The following is a 24,442-nucleotide window of genomic DNA, read 5'->3' as shown; positions in this document are numbered from 1 at the left end:
ATCCGAAACTCCCAGAAGTCATGAGACAACACAGGGGCGGTGCGTCTCAGGCGAGAAAGGCCCGAAGCAGATCGAACCCCACCAGGGCCACCGCGACCGCGATGGTCCCGGCGATCCCCACAGCCTGCCGCTTCCCCCGAGGAGCCCAGGCGTAGATCGCCGAGACGATCCCTCCGACGAGAAGCCCACCGAGGTGCCCCTGCCAGGAGATGTTGGCCCCCAGGAAGGAGATAACGGCGTTGATCGCCACCAGCGCCACGATCCCCGAGGTGTCTCGCCCGAAGCGCCGCTGCACGATGAACATGGCGGAGAACAGGCCGAAGACCGCTCCCGAGGCACCCACTGTCAGCGTGAGCCAGGAGTCCGAGCCCGGCCAGGAGAGCCAGTAGATCATCGTCGAGCCGCCCAGAGCGCTGAGCAGGTACACGCTGGTGAAGCGCCATCGCCCGAGCACCGGCTCAAGAACGCCGCCCAGCACCCACAGGGCCCACATGTTGAAGCCGAGGTGCATGTAGTTCGCATGGAGGAAGGCGGTGGTCAGGAACCGCCAGGGCTCGTAGACGGCCAGTGCCGGCACGAAGCCCAGGCGGAGCTCCATCGACTGCGCGTTCACCTCGGGGACGAAGACCTGAAGCGCGTAGACGACGACGCACAGGCCGACGAGGATCTTGGTGACCAGGGCACCGGAGACCACGTTCCCGCCCAGCGGCGTGCGCGCCTGACGTCGACCGGCCTGAGCCTGACGAGCACAGTCCACACAGTGCACCCCCACGGAGCTGGGTACCTGGCAGGCGGGACAGGTGGGTCGGTCGCAGCGCTGGCAGCGCACGTAGGTCACCGTGTCCGGGTGGCGCGGGCACACCGGCGGTGCCTGTTGCGCGAATGAGTTCATCGAGGTCATCGGATACTCCTGTGCGGATGATCGGGGCTGGCGTGTTGGGACAGGTGGACCGGATACGATGACGCCGCCGGGACGCAGGTCCCAGCGGCGTCACAGAGGCGAATCACACCAGATTCCAGTGGTTCGGTAGCGGTGCGGTGGCAGGCTCCTCGTTGCCGAGCAGCCGCCTCGTCCCCTCCTGGGAACTACTCGGTGATGTCCACCGAGGTGATGATGACGTCCTGCACCGGGCGGTCGCGCGGGTCGGTCTCCACAGCGGAGATCGCGTCGACGACGGCGCGGGAGGCCTCGTCGGTGACAGCACCGAAGATCGTGTGCTTGCCCTGGAGCCACTCCGTGGGGGCGGTGGTGATGAAGAACTGCGAGCCGTTGGTGCCCTTGCCCAGGCGGCGGCCGGCGTTGGCCATGGCCAGGACGTAGGGGGCGGCGAAGGTCAGGGAGGCGTCGATCTCGTCGTCGAAGACGTAGCCGGGTCCTCCGGTGCCGTCACCGAGCGGGTCACCGCCCTGGATCATGAAACCCGGGATGACGCGGTGGAAGATGACGTTGTCATACAGCGGGGAGTGGGACTCCGTGCCGGTGCGTGGATCCGTCCACGCCTTCTGGCCGGTGGCCAGCCCCACGAAGTTGGAGACGGTCTCAGGAGCCTGCTCGGGGTAGAGCTCCAGGCGGATATCACCGAGGTTGGTGTGAAGAGTCGCTTCCATGAGTGCCATGGTGGCACGGTCCCGACCCCATCGGCATGAACCCCTCAGCGGCGTGCGGTGCTGTTCACCCCAGGCAAAACGTCTGGACATCGTGTGGGCCAGGCCGCGCAGGGGTGCGACCATTGGTGCACGTTGCACAACAACCGTCTGTATCCGTTTCCAACCTGGGAGGCAACCATGCCCTGCCTGATGAAGACATGCTGCGACAAGAAACTCGACACCGCTCATCTGCGCAAGGAGGCAGCATCCCTTGCCGGATCCGTCGTTGATCAGGCTGAGAAGGCTGCCCTGTGGGCTGCTCCGCACGTCAGCAAGGCCGCCGAGGGCGTGGCCCGCGCCGCCAAGGACGCACAGGAGCGTCTGGAGCCGGTGGTCCACGAGGCCCGTCACCGGGTTGTCGAGGACTACATCCCGCGTGCGCAGCGCGCCGCCGTGGCTGCCCAGGCTGCCGCGGGTACTGACGGTACTCTGACAGAGCGCGCCCAGCGCGTGGCTGTTGCCGCAAAGTCCGCCGCATTGGAGGTTCCCGTGAAGAAGCAGAAGAAGCACCGCGTGCTCAAGACCCTGGGTTGGCTCGCCGTCGCCGGCGCGGCCGCTGCCGGCGCCTACGTCGTGTGGCGTCGTAGCCAGCCGGTTGAGGACCCGTGGGCCGAGGAGTACTGGGCCGACTCCACCGAGGATGAGGCCGGCTACGGCATCAGCCCCGAGGACGCTCAGGCTTGACGGCCCCCTCTGAATTCACGACGGCGCCGCACTGGATATGACCCAGTGCGGCGCCGTCGTCATTCCAGTTGTCATTCCCTGCCGCTGGGCGCGACCGGCCTCCACAGGCCGGCCCCGGTGGCGGCGGCAACCGGTTCAGGCCCGATGACGGTGCACCCGGAAGCCGGGGCCGATGTCGCCGGCCGGGACCATCTCGGCCAGGGAGACGGGGTCGCTCAGTGACCTCGCCGCGACGAAACCGGTGATGGTGTCCACGCCGTAGTCGAGGAGTACCGGGTTGAGCGGCGTCGACGGCCCCACCAGGACAGTGTGCGCCTGGCGGGAGAGCTCGATGAGGCGCGGCGCGGTCTTGTTGACGAAGCTCGATGAGGAGATGAAGACGACGTCGCACTCGGGCAGGATGTACTCGCAGGCGCTGTCCGGCCAGTCACCGGGCTGAAGGTTGCGCTCAAGACAGATGTACTCACCGGCGCCGGCCAGGGCGGCCTCGGCGAAGGGGAAGTGCCCGATGACCGCGACCCTCTTGCCGACGATCATCTCCTGGTAGGGGTCGAAGACCTGGCGCCAGGTCAGTCCCTCCCCGGTGGGCTCGAATCCGTTGGCTGCAGCCGTCTGCTCGCGCGAGTACCAGGAGTTGATGGCGGCCTGGCCGATGCTGGCCTCAGCCAGGTTCCAGGACTTGGCCAGGGCGCCAACGTCGCGCAGTGGCCGTCCGTCGAGCGGCCCGTCCCCGCTGAGGGCCGGGCGGCTGCGCACATCCATGGTCCAGGCCGTACCGACGCCGCCGGCGGAGTTGAGGACGCGGCTCCAGCGGGGTCCCTGGCCCGCCGTGCGCACGACGACGTCGTCAGGCAGTCCGTCAAGAAGCGCGTCGTAGATCTCCCATGGCTGTGACATGACTTCATCCTTCCGCGACCGAGTGGTAACTGAGCCTGGCCTATCCTAAGCAGTCCCGTCCGACGGCGCAGCCCTTCACCCCAGCGCCTCAACGACTCCTCACGGCATCACGTCAGTGCAGACAGAACCGAGCACCGCTGCCCACACGATGAACCTGCACCCATGATCGCCCCAGAAGAATACCGATACGTCACTTTCCAACCGAGGACATCATTCATTGATGACACTCAATCGTGATATTGATTGCTGTTGAGTTACAGGAATCTTACTGTGTCTCTCTGTGGAATTCCGTAATGCTACCGTGTCAAGGCCCATTCCCCTAAAACTGAGGTAGCGCTTCATGCTTCGCCGATTCTTCGTCCGCTCACGCCGGCGGGAACTGACGTCATCATGTCAACCCTCCTGCCAGTCTCACCAGAGACTGAGGAGCGGCGCCGCGATCTCGGTGTTCACGCTGATCGCTGCCGCACTGGGTCCTGCAACGCTCCTGGTTCCCCCGGCCGAGGCCATTCATGGCAATCCTGCCGGAGGATCGGGAAAATACACTCAGGTGATCGACTGGATCGACTGGACTGAGATGACCAACACCGTGCCCGGAAAAGGCACGATGGTCCTTCCCGATGGAAGCACCGGCGTGGTCTGGTCGACTCCTTCACGGATCTCCGGTGATATGTGGCGCACCAGCCGCTGCACCATCTCCAATGTGCGTACTACTGCCGTAGGAAAGGATGAGCCGGGCCTGCCCACGGATCGGGGCCTGAGTGTCGGATACAAACCGGGTAACTGGCGGGGCGACGGCCTGTCTCACCTGTACAACGACGGCACCAACTACACCGCCGGGGTCGCCAAGAAGCCCCAGATGACCTCGTCGAACCTGCCTGTGGGTATCGCCAACCTGAGGGACTCCTCCACGCAGCAGTTCCAGGTCGAGTGCAGCGCCTACCTCGTCACCTCCGCCTCCCAGCCCGCGAAGAGCCAGCTGGAGCGTCTCCCCAATAAGGTGGAAGTGCCCATGGAGGGCATGGTCTTCGCCGATGCTGAGGCCTCGAGCTGGCACATACCGAACGGCCAGAAGGAGTACATCTCCGTTTCCCCGATCCCCTACGTCGCCTCTGAAAGCGTCACCTACCGCCTGTTGGAGAGTGCTCGGACACAGGGGTGCATCACGAACTCCGTCGTGGGCAAGGTCTCCGTGTCCACACCTGTTGGCGATAGGCCCGGCCTGAAGTTCCGCCCGGACGACGCCGAGTGCAGTGCCAAAGTCCCTAACGGCTACGGTCCCTCCTCGGTCATGCTGCTGAGCAACATGCGCAGTGGCTATGTCGAGATCCACGGAGGCGGTCGGGGCGCCGTCGCCCTCGGCGTCGTCTCCTACATGGACTACGGCGACGCCCCGGAGAGCTACGGCGTCGCCGGCAGCGTGTTCCAGCCGGCCTGGAGCGGCGGGGAGCTGTCTGACAACGGAGAGCGCAACATCGCCCGCGGCAAGACACCGTATGAGGGCGACGCCGGAGACTGGTACAACCTCAGTGAGGCGGCGGACCGGAGGAACGTGGCCACCACCAACTCCGCCGTCGTGCGCCTGGGTGCCCTGACGGACAACGATGACAGCGTCGCTCACAGCGCTGACGCCTCGAGGGACGACACCACGGATATTGATGATGAGGACGCCCTGCCCGCCGGCTGGGACCGCGTCATCTGGACCGACATCGGCAAGAAGTGGAGCCAGGAGATCACCTGCTCGGGCAGTAACACCAAGATTGCCGGCTGGGTGGACTGGAACCGAGATGGCGTCTTCTCCGCCGGTGAGCGCTCCGCGGTGACCTCCTGCTCCAGCGCCGGTAAGGCCACCGTGACCTGGACCGTCCCCCAGGACGCCAAGCGGAGCACCATCAATGGCAACGGTGCCGCCACCTTCATGCGTCTGCGCATCACCGGTCGCCCGCCCAACGGTCAGGCAGCCGAGGACCCTCAGCCCACCGGCATCACGGTCAATGGTGAGGTCGAGGACCACCAGGTGCAGGTCCAGCTGCCCAACCTGACCATGGTCAAGCAGGTGGACAACACCGCGGCCGGTTCCCTGGGCCTGTCCGCCAAGGACTGGACGCTCACCGCCACTCCCAAGAGCGGTAAGACCGCCTCAGGCGCCGGCGGCTTCGACGCCGCTTACCTGCCCCAAGGCCAGACGGTGCTGTCGGAGTCCTCGTCGTCGCCCAAGTCCGCCGGGTACAAGGCCACCGTCTCCTGCGCGCCGCACCCGAACTCGGATATCAGGACTCCGTCATCGACGGTCAACACCGCCTCCAAGACCCTGGATCTGGCCACCGGTGAGTGGATGCAGTGCACGATGGTCAACACGGCTGTGCCCGGGCAGGTCATCTGGAGCAAGGTCGACGACGCCGGCAACCCCCTGGCGGGGACCGTCTTCACTCTGTCCTCGCCGGCGCTCAACGGCGGACGGAAGGAAGTGACCGACTGCGTCGCCGCCGGCGGCAAGGCCACGTGCCCCAATGGCTCGGTGGACCAAGACCCGCGTGCCGGGTACTTCAAGGTTGTGGGGCTCACCTGGGGCGAGTACTCCATCACCGAGACCCAGGCGCCGGCCGGCTACCACCTGTCCAGCACCACCGTGACCAAGACCCTGGACGGATCAGCGCCCGCCGCCAGCAGGGACGACAACACCCCCACCCTCGACCTGGGGCAGGTCACCAACACCCGGATCAAGGGATCGGCCACCTGGACCAAGACCGATGAGCGCGGCAACCCTATCAAGGGCGCCCAGTGGTCACTGATCCCCGTGGACTCCAACGGCAGGCCCCAGCCGGACCAGGCCCGCACCATCACCGACTGCGTGGGCACCTGCGCCCAGGGCGGCCTGGACACCGATGCGAACCCCGGAGCCTTCACGCTGGCGGAGCTGGGCTACGGCTCCTACCGGCTCGTCGAGACCAAGCCGCCGACCGGCTACATCCTGGACGCCACCCCCCGCACCATCACCATCTCCTCCCAGGGGCAGGTCGTGGCGCTGGGCAACATCTCCAACCGCAAGTCGGCGGTGCCCGCCATCCCCTTCACCGGAGGGAGCGCGGCCGACACCTTCCTCATCGCCGGTGGGGCGGTGCTGGGGATCACAGTACCGGTCATGCTGGTCCAGGCCTACCGACGCCGGCGGGCCCTGAACTCCTGACTCGATTCATGACCTGAGTGAGTGGTCAGGAAAACCTTGATGGGCGGCAGACATCGAGGTGTCTGCCGCCCATCTGTGTGCTCCCTCGGTGCGGATGCCTCACAGGAGCGGCAGGAGGATGTCGGTGACGGCGTCGACAGGTGGGGTGGTCGCCGGGTCGGTGAGGTACTCCTCGATGATCGGATGGTCTCGCGGTTCCTCGCCCGAGCTCAGCAGCCACTGACCGTAGAGCCACCGGTAGGCGGCATGCATCGAGGAGTAGGGGCCGATGTAACGCATGATCGCGTACCGGCCGGCCTGCACCATCCTCTCAGCAAGGCCGTGGGGAATCTTCGTACCGGGGTCGACGACGGTTCCAGCCGCCGAGCGCAGATCAGCCGGGGGAACGGCATCGGGATCGTCCTCATAGATGGCAACCATCAGACTCCCGGAGCCCACACGGTCTCTGACTCGGCTGAACGCCCGGCCGATATCCATATAGGAACCACGGTGCTCGGATACGGCAAGTCGATAGCCGCGGCGAGTCTCCACGCGCACCGCCCACCCCGGGTCCTGACTCACCGACGACGTCGATCCTGAACCACAACTCGTCACTGGTGAGTCGATCGATGCCGGGCGTCCACCGATGCGGAATCGGCTGGGAGTCGTCCTATATGCGCGGAGAAAGGCTCGACTGAACACTTCGGTGCCGGTGAACCCGGCTTTCCAGGCGATCCGTTCCACCGGCCACGAGGTCTCTGTGAGCATGGCGGCAGCCCGCTCCAGACGGAGACGGCGTACGGTCTGAGCGGCCGTCTCCCCGCGCACCGCCCGGTAGATGCGGTGCCAGTGATAGCGGGAGAACCCGGAGACGTGAGCGAGGGTCTCCAGGCTGAGGTCGTCGTCAAGATGCGTGTAGATGTAGTCGGTGACAACGTCGAGCTGGCGTTGGTACTGCTCAGCCCTCATGCGTCCGAAAGGACCCCAATGGAGAGGTGGATCGAGCCGTCCGGAGCGTAATACTCGTAGTCGGCACGATAATCACGGGTCAGGTCCTCGCGGGCCCAGACATCCACCCACGCGTCATAGACACTCTCCGGCCGAGCATCGGCCAGCATGAGGATGTCGCGAGTGGAGTTCGGGATCGTCACAGTCACCTGGCCAGGGGGAACCGGACCTCCGGCCTCGATGCGCCTGCCGATGACGAGGGTGTAGACACCGTCGACATCGTCGCCGGGAGTCTCGTAGTCGGTGTAGACCGCATAGATGCCGGGGCCGACGCCGGGCTTCTCGGGTGCGAGGAGCCCGGCGTCGGCAGCGGCCCGCCAGTGAGGAGGAATGGTGCGGGCCGCCTCTCGGTTCGACGTCCGAAGAGGCAGGCCGACAACGTCGAAGGAGCCGATCGTTTCTCTCATGCGCACCATGATGCTCATATGGCGCCCAGAACTCACTGACGAATCTTGCGGACCTGGGCGGGTCGTCAGCCCTGTGAGTGGGTCAGAACGATCTTGCCGGTGGTGGTTCCCGCGCGCACCGCGGTGACGGCCTGCGCCGCGTCCTGGATCGGGAGGCGGTCGGTGACGTGGACACGGAGCTCTCCGGAGGCCACGAGCTCCACCGCGCGCCTCAGGTGGCCTCCGACGAGCGCCGGGTTCGCCCGACTGAAGGCACCGAGGTTGAAGCCGATGACGCCAATGCCCCGCAGCCACAGCGACGTGGTGCTCACCTGCTGGTCCTCCGCCTGGGAGGCGTCCCCCAAAGCCAGGAGCCGTCCACCCGTACGCAGCAGGTCGAGGCTGCGCAGCCTGGCCGGGCCGGCCACCGGGTCGGCGACGACGTCGAACTGAGCGGGGTCGGCCTCCGCGAGGTCCTCAGTCAGCCAGGCCTCGTCATAGCCCAGGTCCAGGATCTCCCGGCGCTTGACCTCGCTGCGGGTGACGCCGACGACGCGGCCCGCCCCGAGCAGCCGGGCCACCTGACCCACCTGTGAGCCAAGACCACCGGCAGCAGCGTGGACCAGCACACTCTCACCACGGCGCAGGTGGGCGATCTCCTCCAGGGCGACGAGCGCCGTCGTCGAGTTGGCCGGAACTGCGGCGGCCAGGACCGGATCGACTCCCGCCGGGAGCGGTGCGACGAGCTCCGCAGGAACCACGGCAACCTGCCCGTAGCCGCCACCCCCGGTGATGGTCAGGGCGACGACGGCGTCCCCGACTCGATAGCCATCCACCCCGTCGCCGAGGGCGCGGACTCGACCACTCACCTCCAGCCCGGGAGTCCAGGGCAGGTCGATGGGCACGAGTCCTTCGGTGAAGAGCGCCTCGACGTAGCCGACACCGGCATGGTCCACATCCACGGCGATCTGACCCGGTCCGGGCTCAGGGGTGGAAGCCTCCTGGTACCGCAACCCGGACGCCGGGCCATCGAAGCTGACGATCTGCATGGCCTTCATGAGCAACACCTTCCTGTATCAGTCGCCAACACCATATCAGATACCTGATACACAACACGGAGCAGCACCGCCGCGATTCGCGGAGGCAGTGGTGATCTTGGACCCGAGACAGCAGTGATCGTCGATGTCTCGGCCGCTACTCGGCGATGAGGTCGTCGCGCAGGAGAGAGGTGACGCGCCCGAGCATCTCGGTGAGCTGCTGGCGCTCCTTGGCGGTGAAGGCCTCGGCCATACGCTGCTCGATGCGGCGTGCAACCTTGTCGGCGCGCAGTAGCAGGGCCTCGCCCTCGGGTGTGAGTGAGGCGATGAGGACCTTGGCGTGGTCGGAGGAGGGGCGGCGGGTGACGAGTCGCTTCTGCTCCAGTTTGGCGATGACGGTAGCCATCGTCTGCGGAGTGACCGCGGCGGCCCTGGCCAGCTGGGCCGAGGACTGCTCGGGCACGTAGTACAGGGAGAGCATGGCCGCGTACTGGGCCACGGTGAGGCCGAAGCTCCTCAGGGCCTGGGTCTTGGCGGCCATCATGGCCTGCTCGGCCGACTTGATGTGCAGGCCGAGCCGCACCCCGGTGTCCTCGATGAGCTCGCGACGTCCTCGCCTCGGGGGCGGAATGTCAACGGTGCGGCTCACGGTGCTCATCCTAGGAGGCGTCGTCATCGGGGAAGAAGATCTCCTCGATGGTCAGGCCGAAGACGCGAGCAATGGTGAAGGCCAGCGGCAGGGAGGGGTCATAGCGCCCGGCCTCCAGGGCGTTGACCGTCTGGCGGGAGACACCCAGCTCCTCGGCGAGCCGAGCCTGGGTCCAGCTGCGCTCGGCGCGCAGGACCTTAAGTGCGTTCCTCACCGGTACCGCCAGGCCGTCCACAATGTTCCGACGATGAAGAACACTCCCCACACCATCACGACCCATGAGGCGCTGAGAAGAGGCAGGCCAACTTCCTCCATAAAGCCATAGGCAATACAGGTGAGAATCGTGCCCGCCGAAGAGATGACCAGAGCATCCAGCATCTTCTTCTGCTGCATCTCATCAATCTCTTGGAACATCCTCTTCATTGCCCACGCGCACACGCAGGCTCCGATCATGGGAAGCAGCACAACAATGAATCGCCATGGCGTCCCCTCCACGAAATGGAGCCAGAATCTGTTGGCGAAAATAGCCAGAGAATAAAGCACCATGCCGATGGTGAACCGAACGAGGTAGGCGACGTGTGCTTTACGGTCACTACTCATGATACCTGCGATGCTAACAGAACCGGAAGCCCAAGACCAAGCACATCGAGACCCCAGTGAGCGACCACCAGCGGCCACAGACCGCCACGACACCGCCAACGCATGCACCCCATGAGCATCCCCACCAAGAAGGTGGTGACGAACCTGGCGAGCTGCGCCCGCGGAGTCAATGGCGTCAATGCCGTGTGCTGAAGCGCGAAGAAGAATGCGATAACGACGAGTGCCGCGTTCCTATGGCAACGAGATTCGAGAACCTCGGCTGCATACCCGCGATACAAGCCTTCTTCTGCCAGGGCTATCGTCACCGGCATGACGAGCAAAGCCCACCATCCCATCCACAAGGGAACACCATGCAATCCTCCTGAGGCGGGAGGAGGCCCCTGATACGCAACCAAGTTGCCAATGAAAGTCGAGATGAAGAATCCGATGAACAGCATGATGAATGCCAGCAGTCCCCAGGCTGTGCCCAGCCGGCTGGGAGCCAGGAGATCACGCAGGCGACGATTCTTCCGAGCCAGCATCTGAGACAAGACAAGCAGAGTGATGACGTCAGCGATCACTACCGTCACGTTGGTCCAGACAAGGGCCCGGTTATAGCTCCAGTCGACGAAGGGCAGAACGATACCGGTGCCGGCGAAGAGCAGGACGGTTCGCATCAGGAGAAGCACCACCACGCTGCGCCCGGTTCTTATGACGTCAGGTGAGGAAGTCATGCCTCAAATATAAAGCGACCTTGTCATACAGTCAAGGTTACTTTCCATCTCGACGACGTTCCCTCGACCGCCCCGTCGTCATTAGGTACGCACTGCCCAGGGTTGTGCCGGCGATGACCGGGAAGGCGGGGATCACCCACCGGTGGGAGCGCACCTCGACCCCATGAGCTCGCAGCGTCCGCTTCGCGAAGATCCAGAAGGGCAGGACGACCGGCAGCGCCGTCGCCACCCCCGGTGTGTAGCGCCGGGCCAGGGCCGCTGAGCCCAGGTGGCTGAAGGTGTGCATGCCGTAGCCGTATAGCGCGGCCTGGTAGACGGGCGAGCGTCCACAGGTGCGGTAGCCGTCAATGGAGGCAACAGCCATGAGGACACCCATGAGACCGATCCCTAGGTAGACGTGCTCACGCGAGCAGCCGTGACGTCGGATGTCCGCGGGCAGGAAGGGTACCTTGTCGAAAAGCGGGTGTGTCCAGCCGGGCATCGTGGCCAACTCCTCGAGGTCATGCGCCAGCCATGAGAAGAACAGCCCTCCGGTCGCCAGTGACACCGGATCCATCACGGTCACCTCCGGCACACATTGTACCGACGAGAGAATCCCCGAGGCGGACCACCATCATGGCCCATCTCGGGGAGCGGGGAGTATGAGAAATCAGTGGTGGAGCCAACGGGACTCGAACCCGTAACCCCCTGCTTGCAAAGCAGGTGCGCTACCAATTGCGCCATGGCCCCTCGGGGAGGATCCTCACCGGTTCCGTCAGCTGCTAGTCAACGGGGTCGGTGACCTCGGCCCACGCGGCCCGCTCCATGCGGGCCGCCTCGAACCTGAGCCACGCGGCATACCCCGCAGCGGCCAGGAACGAAAAGACCGCGGCTGATACGACTGCACGGTTCCTCATGAAACCTCCTCATCGTCTCACCGCGGACGGTGGGCCTAGCTGGACTCGAACCAGCGACCTCATCCTTATCAGGGATGCGCTCTAACCAACTGAGCTATAGGCCCTTGCGACCGGAGAAGATTAACCTGTCCGGCCATGACAGACCAAATCCGATCACTCGTCCGCAAGCGTGAGATGGATCCCACCAACGAGGGTGGCGGTGATGTTGTAGAGAAAGGCGCCCAGCGTGGTCAGCGCGGTCACCAGCACGATATCCACCACGGCCACAATCGTGGAGACGGCCAGGGCCCGCGGCAGCTCGAGGTAGGCCACGATCGCGGAGAAGGTGTTGGAGCGCTCACCGGCGACCGTCTTGACGAGATCCTCGATGGTGGAGAAGACATGCATGGCGTCGAGCATGAACCACACGACCGCCGTGGCGACGATGAGCATGATGCCCGCCGCGAAGCTGAGCAGGAAGCTCGCCTTCATCACTGACCAGGGGTCGACCCGGGTCAGGGCCAGACGCACGCGGCGCGGCCCGGCGATGGTCTTCTTGCTCTTCTTGCTCTTGCCGCCCGACGCACTGCCGGAGGCATCCGCGCCACCCACAATGGATGCGGCGCCTGCGGACTGCCCACCGTCAGGGGACATGGAAACCGGCTGGCTCATGCTTCGACCTCACTCTCGTTGTTTTCCAACGCTACCGTGTCCGCTGCTGAGTCCGCAGGAGAGTCGCCAGTGTCACCTTCCGGGGCCTGGTGAGCCTGGGCCAGATCGGTGGAGTCCGCCGACTCAGCACTCGGGGCGCTATCGGCGGCATCGACCGCCTCCTCCATGTCCCGTTCGGTGTTGCGGGCCACCGCGATGATGCGGTCTCCGGCGTCGGGCTTGGCGAAAGTCACGCCCTGCGTGGTCCGGCCGGTGCGCGAGACCTCGACGACGGCGGAGCGAACCACCTTGCCCGAGGCCATGATGCACAAAACCTCGTCGCCGGAGTCGGTCACCAGGGCGCCCACGAGGTTACCTCGGGCCTCGACGAGGTTGGCGACCTTGACGCCCAGGCCGCCGCGGCCCTTGACGGGGTAGTCGACGACGTTGGTGCGCTTGGCGTAGCCGCCCTCGGTGACGACGAACAGGTCGGCGTCCTGCCAGGTGGGGTCGACGACGTCCATGGCCAGCAGGTAGTCGCCGGGGCGGAAGCGCATGCCGGTCACCCCGCTGGTGGCCCGGCCCGTGGGGCGCAGGGTGTCGTCATCGGCGTGGAAGCGCAGTGACTGGCCGGCGCGGGAGACCAGCAGGAGGTCCTGCCCGGTGCTCAGGAGGCGGGCGGAGACGAGCTCGTCGTAGTTACCCTCCTCGTCCTGGCGCAGGTTGATGGCGATGACGCCGCCGGAGCGGTTGGAGTTGTACTCGCTCAAGCGGGTCTTCTTCACCAGGCCGCGGCGGGTGGCCAGGACCAGGTAGTCGGCCTGGTCGTAGTCCTGAAGCTCCATGATCTGGGCGATCTCCTCGCCGGGCTGGAAGGCCAGGAGGTTGGCCACGTGCTGGCCCTTGGAGTCGCGCCCGCCCTCGGGCAGCTCGTAGGCCTTGGCGCGGTAGACGCGGCCGTAGTTGGTGAAGAACAGCAGCCAGCGGTGCGTCGTGGTAACGAAGAAGTGGTCGACGACGTCGTCCTCGCGCAGCGTGGCTCCGCGGATGCCCTTGCCGCCGCGGTGCTGGGAGCGGTAGGAGTCGGTGCGGGTGCGCTTGGCGTAACCGGAGCGGGTGATGGTGACGACCACGTCCTCCTCGGGGATGAGGTCCTCCATGCTCATCTCGCCGTCGAAGGGCACGATCCGGGTGCGGCGCTCGTCGCCGTACTTCTCGACGATCTCGGCCAGCTCGTCGGAGACGATGCCCCGCTGGCGCTCCGGGGAGGCGATGATCTCGCGCAGGTCCTTGACGCGGGCACGCAGCTCCTCGGACTCCTGTTGGATCTTGAGGCGCTCCAGGGCGGCCAGACGGCGCAGCTGGAGGGAGAGGATGGCCTCGGCCTGGGCCTCGTCGACGTCCAGCAGACCCATGAGGCCGGTGCGGGCCTCCTCGGTGGTGGGTGAGCGCCGGATGAGGGCGATGACGGCGTCGAGGGCGTCGATCGCCTTGAGCAGGCCCTCGAGAATGTGGAGGCGCTCCTCGGCCTTGCGCAGGCGGAAGCGGGAGCGGCGCACGATGACGTCGATCTGGTGGGCGACCCAGTGGCGCACGAACCCGTCCAGGCTCAGGGTGCGTGGCACCCCGTCGACCAGGGCGAGCATGTTGGCCGGGAAGTTGTCCTGCAGCTGGGTGCGCTTGTAGAGGTTGTTGAGGACCACCTTGGCCACGGCGTCGCGCTTGAGGACGATGACCAGCCGTTGACCGGTGCGCCCGGAGGTCTCGTCACGGATGTCGGCGATGCCGGTGACCTGGCCGTCGCGCACGAGCTGGGCGATCTTGTCGGCCAGGTTGTCGGGGTTGACCTGGTAGGGCAGCTCGGTGACCACGAGGCACTGGCGGCCGTGGATCTCCTCGACGTTGACCACGGCCCGCTGAGTGATGGAACCACGGCCGGTGCGGTAGGCGTCCTCGATGCCCCGCCGACCCAGGATGGTGGCGCCGGTGGGGAAGTCGGGTCCGGGGATCCGCTCGATGAGGGCGTCGAGCAGCTCCTCGCGCGAGGCGTCGGGGTGCTCGAGGTACCACTGGGCGCCGCGGGCGACCTCGCGCAGGTTGTGCGGCGGGATACGGGTGGCCATACCGACGGCGATGCCCTCGGAGCCGTTGACCAGGAGGTTGGGGAACCTCGACGGCAGGATGACCGGCTCCTGGTTGCGTCCGTCGTAGTTGTCCTGGAAGTCGACGCTGTCCTCGTCGATGTCCCGGAGCATCTCCATGGCTAGGGGCGCCATCTTGCACTCGGTGTACCGGGGGGCGGCGGGCCCCAGGTTGCCGGGGGTGCCGAAGTTCCCCTGGCCGGCCACCAGCGGGTAGCGCAGCGACCACCACTGGACCAGGCGGGCCAGGGCGTCGTAGATGGCGCTGTCGCCGTGGGGGTGGTAGGTCCCCATAACGTCGCCGACGACGCGGGAGGACTTGGAGAAGGAGGCGGTGGGGCGGTAGCCGCCGTCGTACATGGCGTACAGGACGCGGCGGTGGACCGGCTTGAGCCCGTCGCGCACGTCGGGCAGGGCCCGGCCCACAATGACGCTCATCGCGTAGTCGAGGTAGGAGCGCTGCATTTCCATCTGGAGGTCGACCGGCTGGATGCGCTCGGGGGCGGCTGCGTTCGTCGCTCCCTCGTCGCCGATGATCTCTTCAACTTCGTCGCTCACAGGATTCCTTCGTGTTCAGAGGAGGTCGCCGGCAGCGGGCCGGCGCTTCACGTGTGGCTCGGTGCCGCTCAGATGTCCAGGAAGCGGACGTCGGAGGCATTGCGCTGGATGAAAGAGCGCCGCTGCTCGACGTCGTCACCCATGAGGATCGCGAAGGTCTCGTCGGCGTCGGCCGCCTCATCGAGCGTGACCTGCTTGAGGATCCGGGTCGTGGGGTCCATGGTCGTCTCCCACAGCTCGTGGTCGTTCATCTCGCCCAGACCCTTGTAGCGCTGGATCCCGCCGTCCTTGGGCAGGCGGCGGCCCTGCTCCTGTCCGGCGGCCAGGAGCTTGTCGCGCTCGGCGTCGGAGTAGGCGAACTCGTGCTCGGCGTTGGACCACTTGAGCCGGTAGAGCGGCGGCATGGCGATGTAGGTGTGGCCGTGCTCGATGAGCGGGCGCATGTAGCGGAACAGGAGGGTCAGCAGAAGGGTGGCGATGTGCTGGCCGTCGACGTCGGCGTCGGCCATGATGACGATCTTGCCGTAGCGCAGCTTGGCGATGTCGAAGTCCTCGCCGATACCGGTGCCGAAAGCGGTGATGAGGCTGCGGATCGTGTCGGAGGACAGAGCCCGGTCCAGGCGCGCCTTCTCCACGTTGAGGATCTTGCCGCGGATCGGCATGATCGCCTGGTGCTCGGGGTCGCGGCCGCCGACGGCGGAGCCACCGGCCGAGTCGCCCTCGACGATGAAGATCTCGGAGTCCGCGGCGTTCTTCGAGGAGCAGTCGCGCAGCTTGCCCGGCATGGAGGCCGATTCCAGGACGCCCTTGCGGCGGGTGGCCTCGCGGGCCTTGCGGGCGGCCAGGCGCGCGGCGGCGGCCTGGGAGGCCTTGGTGATGATGGCGCGGGCGTCGCCGGGGTGGGAGTCCAGCCAGTCGCCGAGCTGGGCGTAGACCGTCTGCTGGACGAAGGTGCGCGCCTCGGTGTTGCCGAGCTTGGTCTTGGTCTGGCCCTCGAACTGCGGCTCGGAGAGCTTGACGGAGATGACGGCGGTCAGGCCCTCGCGGATGTCGTCACCGGTGAGGTTGTCGTCGCGCTCCTTGAGCAGACCCTTGTCCCGGGCGTACTTGTTGACCAGGGTGGTCAGGGCCGTGCGGAAGCCCTCCTCGTGGGTGCCGCCCTCGGTGGTGTTGATCGTGTTGGCGTAGGTGTGGACCGACTCGGAGTAGGCGCTGGTCCACTGCATGGCGATCTCCAGGCTGATGGAGTGGTTCTCGCCCAAGGACTGCTCGGCCTCGAAGTCGATGATCTCGGGGTGGATGAGCTCGGCCTTCTTGGACTTGTTGAGGAAGGCGACGTAGTCACGCAGGCCGTGCTCGTAGCAGTAGGAGTCGGTGCGGAAGCCGACCTCGGGGGCGTCGGGGGCCGAGTCGTCCCCGGCGATCTCGTCGCCGGCGTCCTGGACGCCGAGGCGCTCGTCGGTCAGGGTGATGCGCAGGCCCTTGTTGAGGAAGGCCATCTGCTGGAAGCGACGGCGCAGCGTCTCGTAGTCGAAGTCGACCGTCTCGAAGATGGTCGGGTCCGGGTAGAAGGTCTGAGTGGTGCCGGTGGACTCGGTGGCCTCGCCCTTGACGAGCTCGGTGATGGGGCGGCCGCCGTCGGCGAAGGACATGCGCCACACGAAACCCTGCCGGCGGACCTCGGTATCCACCCGGGTGGACAGGGCGTTGACCACGGAGATGCCCACGCCGTGCAGACCGCCGGAGACGGCGTAGCCGCCGCCTCCGAACTTGCCGCCGGCGTGCAGGATCGTCATGACGACCTCGACGGTGGGCTTGTGCTCGGTGGGGTGCTCGTCAACCGGGATGCCACGGCCGTTGTCACTGACGCGCACGCCGCCGTCGGCCAGGATGGTGACCTCGATATGGTCGCAGTAGCCGGCCAGGGCCTCGTCGACGGAGTTGTCGACGACCTCGTAGACGAGGTGGTGCAGGCCCCGCTCACCGGTGGAACCGATGTACATGCCGGGGCGCTTCCGGACCGCTTCGAGCCCTTCGAGGACGGTGATGTCCGAGGCTCCGTAATCGTGATTCACAGTGGCGTCCTGGTCAGACACGTGTCAGTTGCTCCTCAATCTGTGCGCATCGGGACCTCAGTGGTCCGATGTCTCCGTCCGGCCCCTTCACACGACGATCCTGAGGAGAATCGTGCGCACACGTAGGTGGGTACATCAGGACGGTCCTGGGCGCACCTTGGGCGTTTTCACCGCATTCTAGCGTAGATGGGCCCGTGAACCGCTGCGCCGTGAGCAGCTGGGAGCGTGCCCGTGGTCACCTCTGTCTCGTATGGGTCACCGCGCCGCCCGACGCCGGGCGCCCGCTCCGTGTCTTTCCGACGACGACGGCTCCGACCGGTGCGTTGCCAATGATACCCGCGCTGCCGCTATCCGTAGGTATCGCGCGGACCGCGGGCGCCGCGTAGGCCGACTCCGCGGCGCTTCCAGGTCGGGCCGGCAGGCCCCAGGATCCGCAGCTCCACCCCGTCGCCGGTGCTGATCCCTCCGGCCTGGCGGCCGCCGGGACCCGAGCGCAGGGCCTCAACGATCCTGGCCTCGATGGTGGGTTGGAGGAGTCGGAGCTGTTGGGCCCAGCTCGACGACGAGGCGCGCAGGGTGATGCGCCCGGCGTCGAAGGACTCGATGGTGCAGTGCTCGGCGACCTGCTCGCCCACGATGGCCCGCCACCGGGCGACGACGCCGGCCACCGCGAGCTTTCCGGCCCAGCCGTTGTCGGCCACCATACGGCGCAGCTCGCGCTGCCCGGTGCGGGGGTCGAAGGGGGTGGGGCCGGGCCGGTCGCGCCCCCGCGCCAGCCCGGGGCCCCGGTCGGCCGGGTCATCCGGGTTCTGTCCCAGCGCGCGGGCCAGCTCGCGGCGCTGGTCCCAGGGCGCCGCCTGCTGCGCGCCCTCGCTCCCGGAACCGCTGGCCGGCTCACGCAGCCTGCGGACCGGGACGCGACTGTCGCCCTTCTCCCAGGCCTGGGCGCGCTGGCGGGTCAGGGCCCGCTGGGCCAGGACATCGGGCAGTGGGCCGTCACCGGCGGGTGCGGGGGGCTCAACCACGGGTGACCTCACCGTCGGCCACGCGGTACCGGGCGCCGGCGAGCTCGGCGGGGACGTCGTCGTCGACGGCGGCGGTCAGCAGGACCTGCTGGGCTCCGGCGACCATCTGGGCCAGGGCGCGGCGGCGCTGCTCGTCGAGGGAGGCGAAGACGTCGTCGAGGATGAGGACCGGCTCGCCGTCCCCGCCGTAGGCGTCGATGTCCGTGCGCAGCATGTCGTAGGAGGCCAGGCGCAGCGCCAGGGCCAGGGACCACTGCTCGCCGTGGGAGGCGAATCCGCGGGCGGGCAGACCGGCCAGGAACAGGCTCAGGTCGTCGCGGTGCGCGCCGACGAGATTCGCACCGCGGTCGATCTCCCGGGCGTGGAGCTCACCCATGGCGTTCTCCAGGCGCGTGGCCACGATGGTCTCATCAAGGAGCGTCTCCTCCCCGGCGAGCCAGGCCGACTCGTCGTGGGGGTCGGGCTCCGGGACTCCCTCGTGGGTCAGCAGGCTCGAGCGATAGGCGATCTGGGCGCGGGAGCGCTGCCCGGAGGTCCCCGAGACGGTCTCGTAGGCGGAGGCCACCCAGGGTCGCAGGCGCCGCACGACGTCGACCCGGGCGGCGATGAGCCGGGCGGCCGCCGCGGCGAGCTGGGCGTCCCAGACCTCCAGGGTGGAGAGCATCGAGGCGGTCGAGGAGCGGGCCGCGCGCGCCGACTTCAGGAGGCTGGCACGCTGGGCGAGGATCTTGTCGTGCTCGGCGCGCACCCCGGCCAGGCCCGGGCGCAGCGTGACCGTCAGGTCGTCGAGGAAGCCCCGGCGGACCCCGGGTTCGGCGCGCACCAGGGAGAGGTCCTCGGGGGCGAAGACGACCGCGCGCAGCACCCCGAGCAGGTCGCGGGGCCGGCAGCCGCCCCGGTTGAGGCGGGCCCGGTTCGCCTTGCCCGCGATGATCTCGATCTCCAGGACGCTGGGTCTTTCCCCGTGGACGGCCCGGGCACGCACGACGGCGCCGGCCGGCTGGGCCTGCCCCGGCGCCGCCCGCCGCACGAGGGCGGTGTCCGCGCCGATCCGGTGGGAGGAGAGGGTCGCCAGGTAGACGATGGCCTCGACGAGGTTGGTCTTGCCCTGCCCGTTGGAGCCGACGAAGGCGCTGGGGCCCGGCTCCAGGGACAGCACCAGGCTGCGGTAGGAGCGGAAGTCGTCCAGGGAGAGGTCAGAGACGTACATGCACCGTCGGGTCTCAGGCTCCGAAGCGGATCGGCATGAGCAGGTAGCGGAAGGAGGAGTCCTCGGTGCCCCCGATAGAGTCCATGCCGGTGAGCACCGCGGGCTTCGAGGCGTGGGTGAAGTCGAGGCGGACGTAGGGCTGGTTGAGGGCGCCCAGGCCGTCCAGGAGGTAGCCGGGGTTGAAGGCGGTGGAGATGTCGTCGCCCTCGAGGTGGGCGACGAGCTGCTCGGTGGCCTGGGCGTCGTCGCCCTGTCCGGCGTCAAGCTCCAGGTTGCCCTGGGTGAAGGACATGTGGATGGGGGTGGAGCGGTCGGCGACGAGGCTGACGCGGCGCACCGCGGCCATGAGCTCGTCGGTGCCCACGGTGGCGTGGATCGAGGTGGACTCCGGGAAGAGGCGGCGTACCGGCGGGTAGTCGCCGTCGGTGAGCAGGGAGGTGGTGCGCCTGCCGCCGGCCTCGAAGCCAATGAGGCTGGAGGCCGCCGACTCGCTGCTGAGGGCCACGGTCACGTCTCCGGAAGAGGTCAGGGACTTGGCGACGTCGGAGAGGGTGCGGGCCTTGAGCAGGGCCGTGGTGGACAGCTCGGTGTTGGACGGCGACCAGGTCAGCTCCCGCATGGCCAGGCGGTAGCGGTCGGTGGCCATGAGGACCAGCGAGCTGCCCTCGACCTCGATCTGGACGCTGGTGAGCAGGGGCAGGGTGTCGTCGCGGGAGGCGGCGATGGAGACCTGGCCGACGGCGCGGGCCAGGTCGTGGGCGTCGATCGTTCCGGCGACGGCGGGCATGACCGGCAGCGCCGGGTAGTCGTCAGCGGCCATGGCCGCCAGGGAGAAACGGGCCGATCCGCAGGAGACGGCGACCTTGTTGCCCTCGACCTCCAAATCAACGGGCTTGTTCGGCAGTGCCTTGGCGATATCGGCCAGGAGCCGTCCGGAGACCAGGACGACGCCGTCCTCCTCGACGTCGGCGGCCACCTCGCAGCGGGCCGAGACCTCGTAGTCGAAGGAGGCCAGGACCAGGCTGGAGCCCGTGGCCTCCAGCCTAACTCCGGCGAGCACAGGTACCGGCGGACGGGCGGGCACGGATCGAGCAGTCCAGGTGACGGCTTCAGCGAGGATGTCTCGGTCAACCCTGAGCTTCACGGTAGATGCCTCCGTCAATCGTGGTCGGTCGGCCGGTAGGCGTCGTGGCACTACTGAGCCGAGAAAAAACGTGGTGCCAGCAGGTCGCCGGCGGACAATCGTCATCGGAACGGCGTCGCTGGGTACGCAGTCCTGGGTCGAGAGTGTAGACGGTAGTCCGTGAGAGTCACCCTGTCACCAGTGATCACCCATGTTCCTCCCATACGCCTCCCTGAATGACAAGCGCCCGCCGGTCCGGGTTCGGCCTCGTTGGCCGATCGTGCTTCGCGATTCATGTCATTTGGGTTTGTAGGTGTAGTAGCACGTGTGGATGCTGGGGATAACCGGATCTTTCGCTGTTATGACGCCAGTGGCGCTGGGGAATGACACGTGGGTGGTTCTGGTGAGCAGATGAGGGTCCCGGTGGAGAGAGTAAATGACATTCATGTCATTCCACAGTGGGGGTGCGCTACCTCCACAGCGACACGCTCGCTCCTCCACGTGCCGTCCTCAGCACCGTCCACAGCGGGCCGGTCACGGTCGTCCGGGATGTGTCCGGTGTCGTCTGGATGTAATGCACGAGGGTGGGGTGCTACTGGAGGAGGGTTGGGGGTACTTCGGGTAGGTGGGGCCTTCGTGCAGTACGCACAACCCTCGGTCAGTGGATCCCGGCCCTCGTGGAGTAGGGCGGCTCAGGGCGGAAGCCTCGGAGCCGACGTCCCGAGGGGGACGGTGCGTCGTCGGGTCAGGCGGGAGACTGGGCGGCCTGCTTGATGCGGCTGGTCAGCTCGGTGACCTGGTTGAAGGTGGAGCGCCGCTCGGCCATGAGGGTGCGGATCTTCTTGTCGGCGCTCATGACGGTGGTGTGGTCGCGCCCGCCGAACTCCCGCCCGATCTTGGGCAGGGAGAGGTCGGTGAGCTCACGGCACAGGTACATGGCGATGTGACGGGCCGAGACCATGGTGCGTGAGCGGTTGGTCGAGCACAGGTCGTCGATGGTGATGCCGAAGTAGTCGGCGGTCTGCGCCATGATGAGGGAGGTCGTGATCTCCTGGCCCTCGGGGTCGGAGATGATGTCCTTGAGGACCATCTCGGCCAGGGTCTGGTCGACGGGCTGCTTGTTGAGGGAGGCGAAGGCCGTCACCCGGATGAGTGCGCCTTCGAGCTCGCGGATGTTGGTGGTGATGCGTGAGGCGATGTACTCCAGGACGTCGAAGGGCAGGTCGAGGCCCTCGGCGGTGCCCTTGCGGGAGAGGATCGCGATGCGGGTCTCCAGGTCCGGGGGCTGGACGTCGGCCAGCAGGCCCCACTCGAAGCGGGAGCGTAGGCGCTCGTCGAGCCCACCGAGGGCCTTGGGGGGTTGGTCGGAGGTGAGGACTACCTGCTTGCCGGAGGAGTGCAGGGAGTTGAAGGTGTGGAAGAACTCTTCGAGGGTCGACTCCTTGCCCTGGAGGAACTGGATGTCATCGACCAGGAGGATGTCGACCTCGCGGTAGCGGCGCTTGAAGCCCTCCATGCGGCCGTCGTCCTGGTTGCCGTCGCGCACGCAGGCGATGAAGTCGGAGACGAAGACCTCGGAGTTGACATACTTGACGCGGATTCCCGGGTTGAGGGTCTGGGCGTAGTGGCCGATCGCGTGCAGGAGGTGCGTCTTGCCCAGGCCGGAGCCGCCGTAGATGAACAGGGGGTTGTAGGCGCGGGCCGGGGCCTCGGCCACGGCCAGCGCGGTGGCGTGGGCGAAGCGGTTGGAGGAGCCGGTGACGTAGGTGTCGAAGGTGTATCTCGGATTGAGCTGGGAGACGTCATGGGCCGCCGTGGGGGTCAGCAGCCCGGTGGGGTTCTGGGGGCTGGTGCTCCCGGGGCTGTAGGTGCCGGGAAGTCTCGACCTGGCGGGGAGGGAACCGGGCATCGTTGATGGTGCCGAGGATGCGGAGGCCTGGGAGTGAGGCATCGGTGAGGGGGCACTCGCCGAGTAGGGCGAGGGCTTGGCAAGCTGCTCCCCGTAGGCGGGCACCGTTGGAGCGGTGGGCGCAGCCGACATGTCCGACACAGCCGATACGGTGGAGGGCCTCGACGGCTGGGGCGGGACCGAGGGGGATGGGGAGGATGCCGGTGCGAGGGCGACGGTCGCCAGGTTGACGGGCTCGGGGGCCACTGGGGGCATGGGCGCGCGCGAGGCCTCCGAAGAGGTGTCGACCGTGACCTCCATGGGCATGGGGCGGCCCCAGACCTGGTTGATGGCGGCGCTGATGGGGGCACGTGCCTGCTCGACGATGTCCTTGGCGAAGGCCGATCCGACGACGAGGACGAGTGTGCCGTCGACGTCGATGAGGTGGGTCATGCGGATCATGGACATCTTGCCCTGGCCCAGCTCTCCGGAGCTGGAGAGCACCTCAAGGGCTGAGAGCCATTTGGTATTGGCGGCGTCGGGCACGACGGACTCCTGATCGGCATGGTTGATGAACCCGGTGACTTTGCAACCCGACCGACGCCGGCCGGGGCCCTGTGTCGATGATGACAGGGTTGTGTGGAGCTGGCGAACCGGAAGGTCTTGACCAGGCGTCCCATCATGCTGGTTCTCCACAGCCTTGTCCACACCTGGGGACACACAGAGCGATGACTCACAGATAACGTTCAGAATAAACTCTGAAAACAGTAGGTATGGATGGCTCCGATCATGTGCTGCGAGCCCGCGGAATGACAGATGTGTCGTCATTGACGGGGCTTTCGAGGAGGTACGCACAGGTCAAGGAGTTATCCACATATCCGCAAGGGTGTGGACGCAGCGCTTCCCACAGCCGTGGACACGGACGACCCCGGTTGTGGACGGAGTGTGGAGAGGATGTGGATGACGCCACCGGTCACGGTGGTCACAGTCGGCCACATTCGTTTGACCGGCAAGAGGGCCAAACGTAGGCTGTTGCAGACGTTCGCGCGGAGTCAGGTCCCGAACCATGGGGCAGCCGCACGAGCGACAGTGCCGCGAACCTCGCGATGCACTGTTCCGATCACCTCAAGCAGGAGTTAAGCCCGTGAGCAAGCGGACCTACCAGCCGAACAACCGTCGTCGTGCCAAGGTGCACGGCTTCCGTAAGCGCATGTCCACCCGCGCAGGCCGCGCCGTCCTCGCTTCGCGGCGCCGCAAGGGTCGCGCTCGCCTCGCCGCCTGAGGTGCTCGGCGCGGCGCACCGATTAGCGCGGGGTGAGGACTTCACTACCGCGATTCGTCGGGGTACGCGCTGCGGGAACCGCAGGCTGGTCGTGCACTACCACGCCGGCGGGAGAGGGGATGACTCCCCGGCTCTCGTCGGCGTCGTCGTGCCCAAGAAGCAGGTCCCGTTGGCGACTCGCCGCAACCGCATCAAGCGTCGGGTGCGAGCCCTCATGGCGCAGCGGCTCGGTTCCCTGGAACCGGGGGCCCGCGTGGTCGTGCGCGGACTGGCGGGTGCCGACGGCGCCGACAGCAGCACCTTGGGACGGGACCTGGATCGGCTTCTGAGCCGGTGCCGGGAGCATCGGGCCGAAGGGCGCCGGCGGTGAGCCGGCAGGTCGCGGGTGAGCGATGAGCGGATGGCTGACAAGAGTCCTCGTGGCTCCGGTGCGTTTCTACCAGCGTTTCATCTCTCCGGCCCTGCCGGCCTCCTGTCGCTACTACCCCACGTGCTCGGCCTACGCCGTCACTGCGCTGGAGGTGCATGGTCCGATCAAGGGCATGCTGCTGGCCCTGTGGCGTCTGCTGCGATGCAACCCGTTGACGCCCGGTGGAGTCGATCATGTCCCGGACAAGGAGCAGTGGCGATACCACCATCCCCGTGACGTTCCGAGGTTCATGGTCGAGGACTCCTGACCGAGCCTGCTGAACCAGTGGACACGACGCCGGCTCAGACCCTGAGCCCGCACTGATACCTCTCGCACGAGAACCCTCATACAAGGAGTACGGATGGACACGTTGTTGTGGCCCCTCAAGGTGGCCGTGGCCTGGGTCATGGTCACGATC

24 protein-coding genes and 2 tRNA genes are annotated in these 24,442 nt (G+C 67.0%); 5 read left to right on the top strand and 21 right to left on the bottom strand.

Going from position 1 to position 24,442, the window contains the following annotated elements; genetic code table 11:
- Positions 1–46 precede the first annotated feature (46 nt).
- Positions 47–901, bottom strand: coding sequence for a rhomboid family intramembrane serine protease (locus tag HMPREF2883_RS02995; protein WP_070658910.1), 855 nt, complete (start codon positions 899–901; stop codon positions 47–49).
- A gap of 185 nt (positions 902–1,086) precedes the next feature.
- Positions 1,087–1,608, bottom strand: a complete 522-nt coding sequence (locus tag HMPREF2883_RS02990; protein ID WP_070658920.1) for a peptidylprolyl isomerase — start codon at positions 1,606–1,608, stop codon at positions 1,087–1,089.
- A gap of 177 nt (positions 1,609–1,785) precedes the next feature.
- On the opposite strand from HMPREF2883_RS02990, the gene HMPREF2883_RS02985 reads away from it, so the two are divergent.
- On the top strand, positions 1,786–2,331 hold the full coding sequence (locus HMPREF2883_RS02985) for a hypothetical protein (RefSeq protein ID WP_070658909.1): 546 nt from the start codon (positions 1,786–1,788) through the stop codon (positions 2,329–2,331).
- A 135-nt stretch (positions 2,332–2,466) separates the two neighbouring features.
- On the opposite strand, the gene HMPREF2883_RS02980 is transcribed toward HMPREF2883_RS02985, so the two are convergent.
- A complete protein-coding gene (locus HMPREF2883_RS02980; RefSeq protein WP_070658908.1) occupies positions 2,467–3,228 on the bottom strand; it encodes a Rossmann-like domain-containing protein in 762 nt (253 codons plus the stop codon).
- 550 nt (positions 3,229–3,778) lie between these two features.
- Between HMPREF2883_RS02980 and HMPREF2883_RS02975 the strand changes: the two genes are divergently transcribed.
- Positions 3,779–6,415: a CshA/CshB family fibrillar adhesin-related protein gene (locus HMPREF2883_RS02975; protein ID WP_070658907.1), complete on the top strand. Its 2,637-nt coding sequence runs from the start codon at positions 3,779–3,781 to the stop codon at positions 6,413–6,415.
- Between the two features lie 99 nt (positions 6,416–6,514).
- Here the strand turns inward: HMPREF2883_RS02975 and HMPREF2883_RS02970 are convergent, their stop codons facing one another.
- The 18 genes from HMPREF2883_RS02970 to dnaA all read right to left on the bottom strand — a co-directional run bounded on the left by HMPREF2883_RS02970 (position 6,515) and on the right by dnaA (position 22,879).
- The gene (locus HMPREF2883_RS02970; RefSeq protein ID WP_070658906.1) at positions 6,515–7,363 is read right to left on the bottom strand and encodes an AraC family transcriptional regulator; all 849 of its coding nucleotides are present in this window, start codon (positions 7,361–7,363) and stop codon (positions 6,515–6,517) included.
- On the bottom strand, positions 7,360–7,809 hold the full coding sequence (locus HMPREF2883_RS02965) for a GyrI-like domain-containing protein (protein WP_070658919.1): 450 nt from the start codon (positions 7,807–7,809) through the stop codon (positions 7,360–7,362). Before HMPREF2883_RS02965 ends, HMPREF2883_RS02970 begins: the two co-directional genes overlap by 4 nt.
- Before the next feature lie 65 nt (positions 7,810–7,874).
- Positions 7,875–8,846 carry a quinone oxidoreductase family protein gene (locus HMPREF2883_RS02960; protein ID WP_070658905.1) on the bottom strand — a complete coding sequence of 324 codons (972 nt, stop codon included), beginning with the start codon at positions 8,844–8,846 and terminating at the stop codon, positions 7,875–7,877.
- 136 nt (positions 8,847–8,982) lie between these two features.
- Complete coding sequence (locus HMPREF2883_RS02955; protein WP_070658904.1) at positions 8,983–9,483, bottom strand: MarR family winged helix-turn-helix transcriptional regulator; 501 nt, start codon at positions 9,481–9,483, stop codon at positions 8,983–8,985.
- 1 nt (position 9,484) lies between these two features.
- Positions 9,485–9,688 carry a helix-turn-helix transcriptional regulator gene (locus HMPREF2883_RS02950; protein ID WP_070510341.1) on the bottom strand — a complete coding sequence of 68 codons (204 nt, stop codon included), beginning with the start codon at positions 9,686–9,688 and terminating at the stop codon, positions 9,485–9,487.
- Positions 9,685–10,074, bottom strand: a complete 390-nt coding sequence (locus tag HMPREF2883_RS02945; protein ID WP_070658903.1) for a hypothetical protein — start codon at positions 10,072–10,074, stop codon at positions 9,685–9,687. Before HMPREF2883_RS02945 ends, HMPREF2883_RS02950 begins: the two co-directional genes overlap by 4 nt.
- Positions 10,071–10,787, bottom strand: a complete 717-nt coding sequence (locus HMPREF2883_RS02940; protein ID WP_070658902.1) for a CPBP family intramembrane glutamic endopeptidase — start codon at positions 10,785–10,787, stop codon at positions 10,071–10,073. Before HMPREF2883_RS02940 ends, HMPREF2883_RS02945 begins: the two co-directional genes overlap by 4 nt.
- A 37-nt stretch (positions 10,788–10,824) precedes the next feature.
- Complete coding sequence (locus HMPREF2883_RS02935; RefSeq protein WP_070658918.1) at positions 10,825–11,343, bottom strand: HXXEE domain-containing protein; 519 nt, start codon at positions 11,341–11,343, stop codon at positions 10,825–10,827.
- A 97-nt stretch (positions 11,344–11,440) separates the two neighbouring features.
- A tRNA-Ala gene (locus HMPREF2883_RS02930) sits at positions 11,441–11,516 on the bottom strand.
- Between the two features lie 32 nt (positions 11,517–11,548).
- On the bottom strand, positions 11,549–11,683 hold the full coding sequence (locus tag HMPREF2883_RS15215) for a DLW-39 family protein (RefSeq protein ID WP_009396342.1): 135 nt from the start codon (positions 11,681–11,683) through the stop codon (positions 11,549–11,551).
- Positions 11,684–11,713: 30 nt separating this feature from the next.
- Positions 11,714–11,787, bottom strand: a tRNA-Ile gene (locus HMPREF2883_RS02925).
- 49 nt (positions 11,788–11,836) lie between these two features.
- Positions 11,837–12,334 (bottom strand): DUF3566 domain-containing protein, encoded by a 498-nt coding sequence (locus HMPREF2883_RS02920; protein WP_003788494.1) that lies wholly within the window; start codon positions 12,332–12,334, stop codon positions 11,837–11,839.
- The gene (gene gyrA / locus HMPREF2883_RS02915; protein WP_070658901.1) at positions 12,331–15,012 is read right to left on the bottom strand and encodes a DNA gyrase subunit A; all 2,682 of its coding nucleotides are present in this window, start codon (positions 15,010–15,012) and stop codon (positions 12,331–12,333) included. Before gyrA ends, HMPREF2883_RS02920 begins: the two co-directional genes overlap by 4 nt.
- A gap of 68 nt (positions 15,013–15,080) precedes the next feature.
- Complete coding sequence (gene gyrB / locus HMPREF2883_RS02910; RefSeq protein ID WP_070658900.1) at positions 15,081–17,108, bottom strand: DNA topoisomerase (ATP-hydrolyzing) subunit B; 2,028 nt, start codon at positions 17,106–17,108, stop codon at positions 15,081–15,083.
- A gap of 326 nt (positions 17,109–17,434) precedes the next feature.
- Positions 17,435–18,112, bottom strand: a complete 678-nt coding sequence (locus HMPREF2883_RS02905; RefSeq protein WP_176747127.1) for a DciA family protein — start codon at positions 18,110–18,112, stop codon at positions 17,435–17,437.
- Positions 18,105–19,322 (bottom strand): DNA replication/repair protein RecF, encoded by a 1,218-nt coding sequence (recF, locus tag HMPREF2883_RS02900; RefSeq protein WP_070658899.1) that lies wholly within the window; start codon positions 19,320–19,322, stop codon positions 18,105–18,107. The genes HMPREF2883_RS02905 and recF overlap by 8 nt, the downstream gene beginning before the upstream one ends.
- Positions 19,323–19,335: 13 nt before the next feature.
- Positions 19,336–20,466, bottom strand: a complete 1,131-nt coding sequence (dnaN, locus tag HMPREF2883_RS02895) for a DNA polymerase III subunit beta (RefSeq protein ID WP_070658898.1) — start codon at positions 20,464–20,466, stop codon at positions 19,336–19,338.
- A gap of 724 nt (positions 20,467–21,190) precedes the next feature.
- Positions 21,191–22,879 (bottom strand): chromosomal replication initiator protein DnaA, encoded by a 1,689-nt coding sequence (gene dnaA, locus HMPREF2883_RS02890; protein WP_070658897.1) that lies wholly within the window; start codon positions 22,877–22,879, stop codon positions 21,191–21,193.
- Positions 22,880–23,477: 598 nt separating this feature from the next.
- Here dnaA and rpmH point away from each other — a divergent pair.
- From rpmH to yidD, 3 genes are read left to right on the top strand one after another with little or no spacing between them, the layout of a single operon-like run.
- Complete coding sequence (rpmH, locus tag HMPREF2883_RS02885) at positions 23,478–23,615, top strand: 50S ribosomal protein L34 (RefSeq protein WP_026426261.1); 138 nt, start codon at positions 23,478–23,480, stop codon at positions 23,613–23,615.
- Between the two features lies 1 nt (position 23,616).
- Positions 23,617–23,985: a ribonuclease P protein component gene (rnpA, locus tag HMPREF2883_RS02880; RefSeq protein WP_075371194.1), complete on the top strand. Its 369-nt coding sequence runs from the start codon at positions 23,617–23,619 to the stop codon at positions 23,983–23,985.
- Between the two features lie 22 nt (positions 23,986–24,007).
- Entirely contained in the window at positions 24,008–24,292 is a 285-nt protein-coding gene (gene yidD, locus HMPREF2883_RS02875; protein ID WP_070658896.1) for a membrane protein insertion efficiency factor YidD, read from the top strand.
- The last annotated feature ends 150 nt before the right edge of the window (positions 24,293–24,442 follow it).

Origin of the sequence: Actinomyces sp. HMSC075C01, from assembly GCF_001812965.1 — a bacterium.
Lineage (GTDB): Bacteria > Actinomycetota > Actinomycetes > Actinomycetales > Actinomycetaceae > Actinomyces > Actinomyces acetigenes.
The sequence above is the reverse complement of the archived record's forward strand: the minus strand, read 5'-3'. Positions and strand labels throughout refer to the sequence as shown.